This is a genomic window from Cysteiniphilum sp. JM-1, assembly GCF_008711525.1.
Taxonomy (GTDB): domain Bacteria; phylum Pseudomonadota; class Gammaproteobacteria; order Francisellales; family Francisellaceae; genus Caedibacter.
Genome location: NZ_VXKS01000015.1, coordinates 24,275 through 38,494, shown reverse-complemented (window position 1 = coordinate 38,494; position 14,220 = coordinate 24,275). Strand labels below are relative to the sequence as shown.

At 36.0% G+C, this 14,220-nt stretch carries 8 protein-coding genes; 5 read left to right on the top strand and 3 right to left on the bottom strand.

What is annotated here, in order from left to right; genetic code table 11:
• Positions 1-63: 63 nt before the first annotated feature.
• The 3 genes from F3D68_RS07745 to F3D68_RS07735 all read right to left on the bottom strand — a co-directional run bounded on the left by F3D68_RS07745 (position 64) and on the right by F3D68_RS07735 (position 6,591).
• Complete coding sequence (locus tag F3D68_RS07745; protein ID WP_151193873.1) at positions 64-3,177, bottom strand: hypothetical protein; 3,114 nt, start codon at positions 3,175-3,177, stop codon at positions 64-66.
• Between the two features lie 61 nt (positions 3,178-3,238).
• Positions 3,239-4,729 (bottom strand): hypothetical protein, encoded by a 1,491-nt coding sequence (locus tag F3D68_RS07740; protein WP_151193872.1) that lies wholly within the window; start codon positions 4,727-4,729, stop codon positions 3,239-3,241.
• A gap of 230 nt (positions 4,730-4,959) precedes the next feature.
• Positions 4,960-6,591, bottom strand: a complete 1,632-nt coding sequence (locus F3D68_RS07735) for a hypothetical protein (protein ID WP_151193871.1) — start codon at positions 6,589-6,591, stop codon at positions 4,960-4,962.
• A gap of 182 nt (positions 6,592-6,773) precedes the next feature.
• On the opposite strand from F3D68_RS07735, the gene F3D68_RS07730 reads away from it, so the two are divergent.
• The 5 genes from F3D68_RS07730 to F3D68_RS07710 all read left to right on the top strand — a co-directional run bounded on the left by F3D68_RS07730 (position 6,774) and on the right by F3D68_RS07710 (position 14,199).
• Complete coding sequence (locus tag F3D68_RS07730) at positions 6,774-8,261, top strand: protein kinase domain-containing protein (RefSeq protein ID WP_151193870.1); 1,488 nt, start codon at positions 6,774-6,776, stop codon at positions 8,259-8,261.
• A 303-nt stretch (positions 8,262-8,564) separates the two neighbouring features.
• Entirely contained in the window at positions 8,565-11,582 is a 3,018-nt protein-coding gene (locus F3D68_RS07725) for an AAA family ATPase (protein WP_151193869.1), read from the top strand.
• Positions 11,579-12,022 (top strand): hypothetical protein, encoded by a 444-nt coding sequence (locus F3D68_RS07720; RefSeq protein WP_151193868.1) that lies wholly within the window; start codon positions 11,579-11,581, stop codon positions 12,020-12,022. The genes F3D68_RS07725 and F3D68_RS07720 overlap by 4 nt, the downstream gene beginning before the upstream one ends.
• 15 nt (positions 12,023-12,037) lie before the next feature.
• Positions 12,038-12,658 carry a DotI/IcmL/TraM family protein gene (locus F3D68_RS07715; protein ID WP_151193867.1) on the top strand — a complete coding sequence of 207 codons (621 nt, stop codon included), beginning with the start codon at positions 12,038-12,040 and terminating at the stop codon, positions 12,656-12,658.
• Positions 12,659-12,684: 26 nt separating this feature from the next.
• Positions 12,685-14,199, top strand: a complete 1,515-nt coding sequence (locus F3D68_RS07710) for a hypothetical protein (protein ID WP_151193866.1) — start codon at positions 12,685-12,687, stop codon at positions 14,197-14,199.
• Positions 14,200-14,220: the final 21 nt, after the last annotated feature.

Sequence of the window (14,220 nt, the reverse complement as noted above, 5' to 3'; positions counted from 1 at the left end):
ATGATATAGTCGTTGGTAATACATACGCATTTTACGTATGATCTGACACATAGAGATAGATCATTAACTGCCTAATAACGGTGTTACTTTCATAATATCACCATACGCTAAGGCAGATACACTACCAGAGATGCCCCCTGCTAAAGTTTGCCACTGTTTCGTTTCGCCATTCCACAACGCCACACCTTGAGAAGCAACTTCTCCTGCGTGCTTAAACTTACCACCAACATATACTGATGTGTTATTATCAGGATTGTTTTGAGGAATAATGGCATCAACCTGTCCATCAACGCCTGATCCTAACGGATGCCATACATTATCTTTGATAACTGCAATATGGTTTAACGCTTGATCGTCAAGATGTATAAAATCACCGCCGACATAAATACTTTGCTGCTGATCAGCAGCGAGTGCGTAAATGTTAGCTAAATTTGCCGCATGATTTGTCATAGAGTAGGCAATAGGTCCAATAGCGAATATATAATTTGTATTTGCCACGTTCTCAACACCTGAAAATTCACCGCCTACAATTAATTTCGATGTATCATTTTTCCAAATAGACATCATTGCATTTACTTTCCCACCAATGATTCTTGCACCAGTGCCCACAGTGTTAAACTTCCCTTGATACCATAAAGCAAGATTTGTAGATTTATAAGCCCCCGATGATTGCGAAAAGTCTCCGCCGATAATAATTACATCATTTATTTTTTTGTCATCGCTTGTTACATAAATGGTATAAACCGGCCCATTTAAACCATTTGCTAACGCCGACCATGTATTATCTTGCCACTTGGCAATATTGTTTAATGCCCCATGATCTGTCGCGTTAAATTTTCCACCAACAAACAAACTACCATCTGGCGTGAAGTCCATGGCAAAAACCTGATCATCACCTACTAAACCTTGCCAACCACTATTTAATGGCTGCCATGTCTGACCATTCCATTGACCAATAAGATTTGCCAAAACCTTACCTTCGTTGAAATGAGTAAACTTGCCACCGATATAAACATTGCCATCGGCTGCCACCTTGATGGCATTGACACTATTATCAACGCCTTGAGCTAATGCTTGCCAGTGCTGCCCATCCCACATAGCCACATTATTAAGTACTTGCCCTCCTTGTCCCGCCGTGGTAAATGTGCCACCGGCATATAGCACTGGCGTATCTAAAAGAGAGAAGCCAAAGTTTGCCGTTTTTGTTGTAATGGTTAATGTCTCACTGCTGGTTTTACCCACTATACTGTCTAATGTTTTATCATTGTTGTGTACGTACAAATAACAAGAAGCACCTGCCTTTAAATCATAAGAATTAGGATTACTCTCATCACTAACGCAGCTATTAGGGCAGGTTATACTTGTGCACCATGCCCCTTTATCAGTATCAGCATTTTTACCATTGTAAACATTAAAAGCAGTTAACGCATTTGTTGTAAAATTCATTGTATTTTGACTGTCATTAAGTAGCGTGATCCTTTTAACCCCCTGATACATATCATAGGATGGATCAAAATAGGCATGCACCCCAGTCGTACTTAATGCAATCATTACATCTTTAGCTAAATTATTGACCGCTTTAATCGTAAAATTATAAATCGCGTTTTTAAGTGTATTTTCAGCATTAAACGTGATGTTGCAACTTTTCCCCGGTAACACAAGATTTCCTGATAAACAATCATCCGCATTTTTTGAACTTACCACGGATAAACCCTGAGGAGAGACCTTGCTTGCTGCATTCTCAGTAATAACATAATCGCTTACTTGCGTGCTTGGTTGCCAAGCAAAAGCACCTGTATTAGTGACCTTCATTGTTGTTTTTTCACTAGTGGTAGCGGGGATATTGATTTTTGTTGTATCTGCATTCACTGCTGTTTTAGCGGCTTGAGCAGTAATTTCCTTGCTAAACGCATAGCCATTGATGTCCAATGCTAAGCTAACTTTCCCTTGCCCAACAGCATCTACTGCTGCTTCAAGCATGAGTTGGCATTGGCTATTTGCTGCGATCTCACCACCTTGTTGACAGCTTGAATCTTTACTATCAATCGTTACCCCTTTTGGCAATGTCGTTTGGATTGAACTGATCTTGACTGACTCATCGGCATGATTGACAATATTAACTTGCTGTTTAGTCGCTTTGGAAAAGTAAGCATTACCATCAACCGTAACAGGATCAGATCCTGCAAAAATATCTGGGTAAATGGCTTTTACATTTGAAGCACTAATGCTTATTTGATGGCTAGATGGATTAGTATTTAATGCTGATAAATTTGCTTTTAAAGCATCAATTGTTGCCTGATCACTCGCTAGATCAAAGCTAAATACCTGTGTTTGACCAGGTGCCAAATCAGCAACCCTTACCAACTGTGCATTTTTTGAATTTTTTACAATTTTTGCTAACCAGTTTGGCAGGCGAACTTGCAAATAATTAATCGCTTGATGTGGTTCTGTATTGGTCACACTGATTTTGATCTTGCTATCTGGTACGATTGTGATTTGATTATCAATCGTTGGTTTAGGGAAGTGATAGCTTGAATCATCTGCTAGATAATTGACTTTAACCGGAACAAAATAGGTTTGTGCATCTGTCACAATAGCAATCTGATCATTTAGCACTTGAGGCTTTTCACTAGAGAGATCAACCAACAGTTGGCAATTACTTCCTGCCTCTATCGTTACATTACAATGATTGCCATCAACACTATGACAGCAGCTATTTTCATCATCCACATTTGCAATCTTATATTGCATTGCCTCTACATTTGGAAAGTTAATACGTTCTATATGTAATGGCGCACCCCCACTTGCCAACGAAAATGCTTTGCTTTTTTGGCTATAAAGCGCATTAGCACTCGCATCATCATTATGCATAGCCACGCTTAATATTGCTTCATTTTGTACTAACTCATTTTCTGGCAATGGTGTATTAATTATAACACCAGCCTTTGGTGATGGTGGATTTGGCGTTGAGGAGTCAGCTCCAGATCCACCACCACACCCCGCCAACGTCATCACACTAATCGCAGCTGGAATAAGTAAATTTAATAATTTATGTCTAAATTTTATTGTATTAGATGCATGATCAGGCATTTGCATAGCTGACTGTATTTTTTGATTCTCTATAGTTTTATCTTTAGTTTGTAACAACTTTTTGTGCTTTAAGTTTTGTATATCCATTATTTCCTCATTTTTACATTTTGATTATTTTTTTGCTGATCAATTTAAGTAACTATGTCATTTAATTGGGTGCCAAATGATGATTATTCCCCAGTGAATTTTGCTGACTTTGTTGCTCCATGAATAAAGGTTTGGGCACTATCTTATTTGAGGACCCATTTTCATGATCTTGTGCTATTTTATCTATATCATCTTGAAATTTCTTTTGACATAATTCTACGCGTTGAGCAAGACTGTAATTAGGGAACTGGTCTTGTAGTTCCCTCATATATGTGATAACTTCAGCTTTTTTTTGCATTTCACCCATGCCATACCAACGTAATTTATCTTGTAACCCTACATCAGAAAAAGTATCATCTAAACGCTCAAATGTTTGATTAATATATTCTTGTATATTCTTACAAAGCACGTTTATTTGTTTATCAAACGCTGACACTATTCCAAGTTTATTTTTATATGCTTGTGTTAATGATAAGAGTTTATTATTATCAAGAATGTACTTTCCTTCATTAGTAAAAAAAGGCTTGTTATCAGCTTTATCAATCTGGCAAATTATTTTTGCAAAAGCGCCTGCCATATCCTGTGTTATTTGACTATAGCCAAAGAATTCGTGGGCAGATAATGATTGAAATTTATTCCGCTCTGACTCCACTTGGAATGCACCTTTATTCAATGTGCTTGCTTTGTCTGAAAAAACTGCATTTATCAAACCATTGACAATCTCAATTTGATCCAGACCCTCCCCCTGAGGAATACCTACTTGATCACGCCCATTAGTTGATTGCAAGTAATCTTGAACAGCTAGTCGCTCATATTCATCTTCAGTTATCTCCTCATTATCTCCTATTCTTAAGCATATTGAATGTGCCTGAACTGCATTTATAACAGGTGTTTGACAATTTCCTAAGGCAATAGACATCTTTGCAATCATAAGACCACTATCTCCATTAGAGATTTCTCCCGCAGCAATTAACAGCATATCTTTCAAAGCAGTACAAAATCTTTCATCACCAGATTTAAATTGATTTGATAAAACTGAACTATTAAAAAAGTCCTTTACTACTTGAGTATTTTCAATCAAATTAATAACCTTCAAATTATTCTCAAGAGCTAATTTTTTAAGCGAATCTATAAATTCGTTTTGATTAACCACTGGAGTATCGATAAATAATGGATTACGTTCTTGCGTTGAATCTGAATCCATTGATTCTGAATCAGCACTATCTAACGATTGCTGGTTATTATCGAAACCCACTGGATTAGGAAATTCAATATAATCATCAAGGGATTTTTGATAACCTAACAATACATAAACACCATGATCTTCTACACATTTAAAAACATAATGCCTTCTAAAATAATCACCACTTAATAATGCTGCATTAACATCATCGTATATTCCCTCAATACGGAAAATATCTTGACGAGTTATAACATTATGATACATATTTGAGCTAATAATATCTTCCTGATGTATCATCCCACCAAAAAACGCTGCAGCAGCAGACTCCATCGTCAGCGAATGATTAACGCTTAAAACAACATATTTCATCTCATATATTCCTTGTATTACTTATTATTTGTTATTTCTTCTCACATACTGGCATACAACAAACACTAATTTAATACGCATCTTACGTATAGATACTCAGCTTAAATTGACTATATTTGTGCATTATGAAAAGAGATATTCTGGTGTTCGTTTCTATTGAGTGCTGTGCCCACGAAGTTTCGTAGTTGCTCATCATCAATATATCTGAACTCGATTTTAAAAGATACTGTTTAAATTTCTTGGGGTATTATAGTTATTATCCCGATCTTGTTTTTTTGGCTTTTTATACCTAAGGTCTCACTTTTTTTTAATTGATTGTACCGATTCTTATTCAATCTAGCTAAATCGCCAACTAAATCTTGTGTAGTAAACGGCTTATCATTGTCCTTTCCTTGACTGAGCTTTTCTCTCAACTTAACTCTAAAATTTGATGCTTCATTGTTGTTAATAAGATCCCGAAATTTTTGTCCAGTTTTAGATAGATTAGCTGTATTAGCATACCAGTTCCGATGCACAAAACAGAGTTTAATAATTCCTTGTATTTGCGCCGAGGAAGGCTCAATCTTAGAGCCTTTAAGTTGCTCAGCATAACTCGTCAGTAAAGCTTTTTTTTGCGATTTTCCTGTTACCTGAGCACACTCTGTGATAAGTGCAGCAAAAAGCTGGTTAAATGTAACCTCATCTTTAGCTTGTTTAATTTTTCCAAGCTCTTCTTCAGTTTTCTTAATTTCCTCATGACAATCATCGATCATTCTTTTACACTGACTTACTTCTTCTAATTTTTTAAACAGTTTTCTTCTAGCATCCTCAATATGATTAATGTAAGAATTAATTTCAGGGAAATCTTTAATATTTTGATATTTCCCTTTGCTGAGAACATTCTTACATAAATATTTTAAACCCTGGGTGTCAGAGAGATATTGTTTCATATTAGTTATATCTAATTTTCTTTTTTGCTGAACATCAAGGTCATCTTTTGCAAGCTTAGCCTTATTCAAACTAGTTATATTTTCTTGAATTTTATTACTTAAATCACTCAAGTTAGTATCTTCGTTCAAAGACAGATCGCCAATTTTATTAACATATTCTGATACAGTTATACCTAGATAAAACGTCCGAACCTGCCCCCTAAATGACTCATTACGAGCTTCACCAGTATTAGCTAATTGCTGTAAAATATTTATTTTTCCTTTATACAGATTGAGCAAATCCACTAAATCAATAATCAGGTTATTAACATGCTCTTCTTTATATATTTTCTTTAGATCATTGTCTAAAAATTCAATATATTGATTAACAATTCCTGTTTTATTAGATATCAATTCATCTATATGCTGCAAAATAATATCAGCAATACCTTGTTGATTTTCAAATGTAATTATTTGGTCTTTTAGTGTAGTGAAGTTTTTTCCTAGGCTAAAAGTAATTTTATCTGACAGTGGAAGATAATAACCACTTATGTCATAATTGCTATCAGCTAATACCTGATGACTCTCATTGTCAAAGTAACTTTGAATAAGATTTTTGTAAACCTCTAAATCCTCCTTAGGTAGTTCTGGATTGAAGAAATTGATAGAAGGTATTTTGCCAAGCTCTAACAAAATAGCAGCTGCTAACAAGGTAATATATTTACTTTGTTCCATAGATATCTTTAGGTTATCAAAGTATTTATCTCCCTTAATATATAATAAAGCTTTATTCTTTAGCTCGTCCTCTTCATTAGTAACTTTATATAACGATGATGAGAGATTGTCTTTCTTATCTTTTAAAACAACATTCTTATTGTTTAGTTCAGCCTCCTTTTTGAGAATATCATTACTTTGTTTAGCAAGCGATATAAAATTAAACTTATTTGATTCCATAATCTCTCCTTAGTAACGTCAGTTGCATCCAATGATGATCTTTAGTAATCACCACCTATCTTCCCTTACCAACATGACACAAAAAATGACTCAGTAAATACGTATTTTACGTATAGACACATGCATGACTTATATTCTAATTTACCAGCGATGACATAAATAGGATAAGGAGCACATAAAAGATGAGATTATTTAATGTATCAAATGAGGAATGGCAAGCTGCAAATTATCTTCTAAAAAATGAATTTAATGGCACAAAGCTAAAGCATCAGCACACTATAAAACAAAATGATAATCCTAATGGCATAATGCAAGAGCAAAAGAATGATAAAGAATCAATAACATACAAATATACCGACGATCAAAATCAATCACAACAAATCATATTCAAGCATTCATTTATGCTCGAAAGTAATCAAATATGGGCACTACCTAATGCCACCGAAAAAGAACTTGCTAACTTAGGTAAAGGAGCATTTGCAAAAGTTTCTATCCGCAAGAATCAACAGGGTGATATGCGTTTGCATCGCACTTATTTGCAAAATGACATGTATGCAACTGAAAGTAGGCTTCAAGAAATCAAAAAAGAACAAGAAATTGCTGCTGATGTCGGATTAATTTATAGCACTATTACCAAGCGGTATTATGGTTCCCCAGGCAAAGGTCAAGGTAACTCTATTATGGTAATGCCTTATGATAACAACCCTCAAGATCTGGAAAAGAAATATCAACAAAAAAACAAAGTCATCCCACTTACAACAGCTATTGCTAGCTTTAAAGTGTTGCAAAAATTACACTCAGGAGAGCTATCAAAAACCGGTACAGCATATTTACATAGGGATATCAAACTAGCAAATATCGTTGAAAATAATAAAGGCGAGGTTAAGCTTATTGATTATGGTTTTGCTATCCCTATAGCTGATATTAATCCTGCTACATGCACTAATACACTCGGCACACCTTTTATGATAGCACCTGAAATATATAACAAGACTGAGTATTCTGAATCTAGCGATATATATGCTTTAGCAAAGGCTTTTTTAATTCATGAGTTAGCTATACAGTTTCCTAATAAATATGAGGAAATGCTCTCTCCAACTTTTGTTGGATCACTGTCAGACAAAATAATAAGCATTAATACATCACTTTTTACCATCCTTAATGACCTAACAAAAGATGAGCTGTCCTCCTGTATTTATCTAAGCAATAGCACTTTATTAGACGTCGTTCTAAAGCCAAAAATGCAAAGACCAACAATAGAACAAGTACTTAAATCATTAGCTCCTCAACAGCAAACTCTACAACAGCACAGCATGATTGAAAAAAATCAACTCGTAATGGATGACGTTCGGCAAAACGAAATGAATAAACTATCGCCCAAGGACTTCTATCATAATATTACAGACATTAAATCTCCCCTTATGAATAAATCGCCATTAAACTCAATAGCAGAAAAGCTTTCACCGCTATTAAATAATCAATTGAATACAGAAAACTCAGCATCTTTTAACATAACAAAAAGCAATCTTAAACAATCGTGCATCTTCGCAGAAATTCAGTCTAAAAATAATGGAAATGATGATCCCCAAGCTGATCAATATTCTATTATCTTTAATTTATCACAAAAAGCAAATTCATCAACAACTAATAGCTATGAGCTGATTAAATGATGATCCTCAAGCTGGTCAATATTCTATTCTCGTTAGTTCATCAAAAAAAACAAGCTCATCAATGACTGTTAGATTTGAAATCATTCATAACCAGTCTTCCTATGTTTTTTTGCAATCAAAGTTACATGAGAGTCAACAGACTGATCAGCAGGGTAAGCAGCCCACGAAAAATCTTTAGCTCCCTCCCCCTATACCACATATAGCCGCCCACACTGTTTCTATTTTAATACGCACTTTACGTATGGGTATTTATCTTAACGCATCTACAATTGTTCGTATGAGGACAATATTTTGATTCTATAAATGGGTATTTTTGATAGCATTCATGATAGTGTTGAAGGGATTTTTAGCTGGATCAATCGCCTATCAAAACAAGATATAAGCAACTATTGTGAGCTTGAAAGTGCCTGTGATGAACACACGCTTGTTAGTCGTTGTGGCACCTTGAGCTCATTGATTGCGATTGACGGTTATCAGCGCTTTATTTCCACGAGTGAATATGAAGATATTTGCCAACGCTTAAGTGATGCGCTACAGCCCTTATTTAGTCGTGATGGGCATAAACTACAAGTATTTTTTGAGTATGGCAATAAGCCCTTAGCTCATGCATTGCAACAAAATATCGCGCCCATGCAGCAAAGCGCGCAAAACATTGGCTTATCTATCGATGATCTGATGCAAGCAAAAACCAAGATGCTTGAATCACTATGCACCCATGAGGCATGTTACTTTATCATATCCAGTAGCCCTAGTTTACTTAGTAAGTCACAACGCAACCAAGCGCTTAAAGAGATTACACATAAGCTTAAAACGCATAAAGTCAATATTAACAGTAAGTCGCAACAGATTTTACTAAATAGCCACATGCTATTGAATACCCATCTATCGACTGTGCAAAATTTATTAGCAGAGCTTAAGTTTATTGGATTTTATAGTCGTCTTTTGGCTGCACATGACGCCTTAAACATTATACGCCAAAGCTATGCTTATCATCATACTGACCACCATTGGCAAGCGCATCTGCCTGGCGATCCACTACCTTTTAAACTCCCAAGTGACACGCATAAAAATAATCATGCTGATTATAGTGATTTTCTATGGGCGCCTCTCTCTGAGCAAATGTTTCCACAAGATGCACATAATATTGACTCAAGAAGCTGCCAAATTGGTGATACGCTCTTTGCGCCGGTTGCTATTTCACTTTTTCCTAAGAATATTCGCCCCTTTCACGACTTATTACGTAAACTGCAAGGTAGTGATTTACCATGGCATATTTCTTTTAAGCTATCGCCCAATGGCATGAATCTTATTAAAAGCAAAGCGTTATTAGCACGCTTTCTTGCCTTTAGTTCGCATGAAAATAAACTCATTTTAAACGCTCATAAACTACTTAAAACCATTGACGAGAATAGTGACGATCCAGTCATTCAACTGAGTATTATTGTCACCACATGGGCGCCATCACATCACAGTGAGCTACTGCATGAACGTAAAGCACGTTTATATAAGATTATCCAAAGCTGGGGAAGTGCTGATGTGACTGACTTATTTGGTGATAGTTTTCAAACGGTTATTAGCAGCTGTCCTGCAATGACAACTAAAAATTATGCAGCCACTTCAGCAGCGCCTTTGTCTGATGCGGTTAAACTTTTACCGTTATCACGCCCTGCCTCGCCTTGGCATCGTGGAAATATGCTTTTTAGAACACCTGATGGTAAATTGTGGCCATATCAAACAGGATCCAAAGAACAAGTCAGTTGGGTAGATCTTATCTTCGCTAAGTCAGGTTCTGGTAAATCAGTATTGCTGAACTCATTAAATCTAAGTGCATGTTTAAGTGCTGGATTGAGTGAATTGCCGTATATTGCTACCATTGATATTGGACCATCAAGTCAAGGGTTTATTTCTTTATTACAAAACGCACTTCCCAAGGAAAAGCAATCACAAGTTGTTCATCATAAGTTCAAAATGAGCGAGCATGATGCCATCAATCCATTTGACACCCTCTTTGGCGCGCGTTTTCCCAGTCATTCACATAAGGCATTTATTATTAATTTCTTATGTTTATTATTAAGCGATGATGATGGTAAACTACCACAAGATATTAGCACCATGATCAGCATGATTATTGATGCAACTTATCATTACTTTGCGCAAGATGATTATGCCAAGCAATATATTTCAGGACAACATCCTGACATTGATTCTTTTATTTCACATCATCAAGATAAAGATCAGCTTAATACATGGTGGGCAGTCTGTGACGCGCTTTACCTGCAACAAGAGCATGCTTTAGCTAAGGTGGCACACTGCCATGCTATGCCAAACCTATCCGATACAATCCGTTTTGCACATGAGCCTGCGATTGTTGATCTATACCACAAAGTACAATGTGGTAGTGAGAATTATCTTGAATACTATTGCCGTATGATATCCAGTGCGATTCGCAACTTCCCAAGCTTAATTTCAAGCACTAAGCTTGATTTTTCCAATGCACGTATTGTTGCCCTTGATCTTGCACATGTTGCGACAGCAGGTAGCAAACACGCGGATAAACAAACCGCTATTGCCTACATGCTAGCGCGTCACCTGATTGCGCAACATTTCTTTATTCACGAGGATGAAATTACGTCTTTTCCTGAGATTTATCGACGCTATCATGCTTTACGCTTAAAAACCCTGACAAATGAGCCAAAGCGTCTGGTATTTGATGAGTTTCATCGCACCAAGGGAGCGCAAGCCATTCGTGATCAGGTCTTACGTGATATGCGTGAAGGACGTAAATGGAAAGTTCAAATTGCCTTGGCATCACAGTCACTTACTGATTTTGATCGTTTAATGCTAGAGTTTGCCACATCAACCTTTATTTTGGATGCTGGACCAGAAAAAACGATTCAAGAAACCATTAAAACATTTGGCTTAAATGATACTGAAACTTTGGCATTAAAAACGCGTGTCCATGGTCCCAGTGCCAATGGCGCAACCTTTATTGCACAATTTTCAACAAAACTTGGGACAAGCACACAACTACTTAGCACGTGCTTTAGTGCGCTTGAGCTATGGGCGCTAAGTACGACGACTGAAGATAGCTATATTCGCGACCAACTCTATAAATCACTTGGTGCGCGCCAAGCACGTTTAATATTAGCTGAGCACTTCCCTGAAGGTAGTGCCCAACATTTTTTAAGCTTGCAACAAAAGAAATATCCAGAATATTCGATATTACGCATCTGTGATGAGCTGATAAGTACATTAATCCAAGAATATGAAAAGAAATTTAATATACCTTTATTATTTGAACACAAGGGGAAAAGAAAATGAAAGGATCGTTAATAAAGAAAGTCGTTGCCTTCTGGCAAAGTTTTAACAACTCGCTGATCAATAACACGATGATTAATTTGGAGTTTTTTGAACATGTGCGCTTGCCTGAGCCAACACTAAAACAGCAAGAAGAGATTGATCATATTTTTGAGCATGCTTATGAGCATGAAATGAATGACGAGTTTTTGTCTGATCTTGTTAGCTTACTTTCACAGCTGCAAACTCCTTGGTTAGCATATTTCATGCAGCAATTACACGCACGCCACCAAGATAACTTCCAAGCACTTTATCACGTTCTAAAAACAGATGATCAATATCAAGAGACTTTTACACGCTGCGTCATTGTTGAGCGTTTACAGCTATTATCCCAAGTCTTTCATAGTGATCGTATTGATACCGTATTTCAGGCACTTGATAACATCAAACAGCAAAGCGCTTAAACGAGCGAGGTCATTATGTCTAATGAAGTACTAAATAAAATTCTAAAGCGTAACGTCTACTTTCAGCAAAATTTCAAAAAAATCACCACCACACTGGTGATCAGCATCGTCATAAACGTCATATTAATCATTGCTATGGTTTTACTACTCAATAAACCACAAAATATCCGCGTGATTGGGCTTACTGAAGATGCCCGCATCTTACAATTACCCAATAGTGATAGTTTTAGCATAAATGACAAAATGGTGCTTAATTGGGCAAACCGTGTCATTCCATCTATTTATGCACTTGATTTTATGAACTACCGCACACAATTTGCCGCACTATCGCTTTATTTCACCCATTATGGCTGGCAACATTTTAGTGAGGCATTTGCGAACACTTTAAATGAAATCAGCCAGAAAAAATTTATCACACATGCCGTGGTTTCTGATGTCCCTGTCATCGTTGCCAAAGGGATGATTGATCATATACCCACATGGAAAGTAGAAGTACCGATTACCGTGAGCTATCAAAAAAATGATCAATCAAGCACTGCGCATTTTTTGATAACCGTAGTGATTCAAAAATATAAGCAGCCAGCCAACAACCAAATCATCGGAATATCACAGTTTATACAGCAACAGTTAACATAAAACTAGAAATAATAGAAGGATATCTAATGCAAAAAACAAATAAAAAAAACACACAACAAGCCCTCCCACAGCAACCGAAAGAGTCAGTCATTAATCATGTAATAAATCTTAAATATGACAATCAGGATTTTGTGATTACATGTGTACAAAATGGAGAAAAATTTAAGTTAAAAGAAGTCAAGGATATTAATATTAAGTCAATTAAGCTTCTTAAGTTTGAGGGTGATAATGTAAATATAATCTCCGATGTGAAAACTCAATTAACAACCTATGCAGAGAGCAGCGAAGCAATCACAAAGTATAAAAAGCCAAACAAGAAAAATAAAAACAGCGACAATACCTTCACGATAACTAATATAGCTCAATATTTTTTGAAAGATATAAAAGAAGAGTTAAAGGGATATTTGACTATCAATGATTATTATAAAGAGCTAACTGACTTGTATGGTGACAATTTAATTCTTTCAGATGGTGGAAACAAAGTTAAATATGCCTACGAGAACTTTATAAATGCCGAATTTAATAAAGATGATAGAACGAAATTTATAAATGAAATTAATGATATGTATGCTAAAAACTTTATGCAAAAAAAGGTGGGGAAACACTTCCATAGAAAAGCATCAATGGATGATCTGGACAGTATTTATTTTTTGAATCAGCACGATATGATGAAGAGTGTGCAAGAAGACAATCATACCCTTCATAGTCATGAATGTGAAATATTACATGATATTGAAAATCGAATAGAAAATGACTTTAAAAATGCAACTATTGCAACAACAATGGACTCTTTAAAAGAAGCTATTGAACATTGTTCTGACTCATTTTCTATCACAGTTTCAGGACACGCTGGTACTGCAGGCATGAAAATTGACGTCGTAAATGGAAATCTAAAATATCAAAACAGCACCGAGATTAAAAACTGGATTGAACAAGTAGTTAAATATGCTGAAGAACAAAATAAACGGATAGAAAAAGTAACATTTGATGGATGTTTCGGAGGGGGAGAACCCAAAAATAAACACGAAGACCATGAGCATATTAAAGGCAAAGTGATACTTCAAGCAGGTAGTCAAGGCAATAAAAGTATAAATTCAACGACATCGATTTATTCGGTAACCCACCCAGACAGTTTTACCGTAGGTCCATCAAAGCTTAAAAATCCACAACAGTTGATAGGCTATGTAAATGATTCCGTTAAATACTTACTGTCAAAGGGGATAGCAGTACAATACAATACGATGACAGCTTCCCCCTCCTTGAAAAAGGATGGCAAGGATTACCATTCGGGGGATACTGCGGATATGACAGTAAAACCTGAGTGGTATTCTAATCAGTCTGAAATGCAAGAAAACAAAGAGCAGTTACCGGCACCACAAGGTTCGGGGGTGGTAGTTTTAAAACCGTATCACAACAAATACACATTGACGGATAAAGGCATTAAAAATGCCCAAAAAAAATCAAAATTATTGCTGAGGTTACAAATTGTCAAAGAAAGTGAGCAAAACTTAGATAAATATCAACAGAGTCTAGATATTTAAACAGCACCACCTGCGACAACT

Excerpts from the sequence above, each read along its gene's own strand:
- F3D68_RS07745 (WP_151193873.1), bottom strand. The coding sequence starts at position 3,177 with ATGGATATACAAAACTTAAAGCACAAAAAGTTGTTACAAACTAAAGAT.
- F3D68_RS07740 (WP_151193872.1), bottom strand. The coding sequence starts at position 4,729 with ATGAAATATGTTGTTTTAAGCGTTAATCATTCGCTGACGATGGAGTCT.
- F3D68_RS07735 (WP_151193871.1), bottom strand. The coding sequence starts at position 6,591 with ATGGAATCAAATAAGTTTAATTTTATATCGCTTGCTAAACAAAGTAAT.
- F3D68_RS07730 (WP_151193870.1), top strand. The coding sequence starts at position 6,774 with ATGAGATTATTTAATGTATCAAATGAGGAATGGCAAGCTGCAAATTAT.
- F3D68_RS07725 (WP_151193869.1), top strand. The coding sequence starts at position 8,565 with ATGGGTATTTTTGATAGCATTCATGATAGTGTTGAAGGGATTTTTAGC.
- F3D68_RS07720 (WP_151193868.1), top strand. The coding sequence starts at position 11,579 with ATGAAAGGATCGTTAATAAAGAAAGTCGTTGCCTTCTGGCAAAGTTTT.
- F3D68_RS07715 (WP_151193867.1), top strand. The coding sequence starts at position 12,038 with ATGTCTAATGAAGTACTAAATAAAATTCTAAAGCGTAACGTCTACTTT.
- F3D68_RS07710 (WP_151193866.1), top strand. The coding sequence starts at position 12,685 with ATGCAAAAAACAAATAAAAAAAACACACAACAAGCCCTCCCACAGCAA.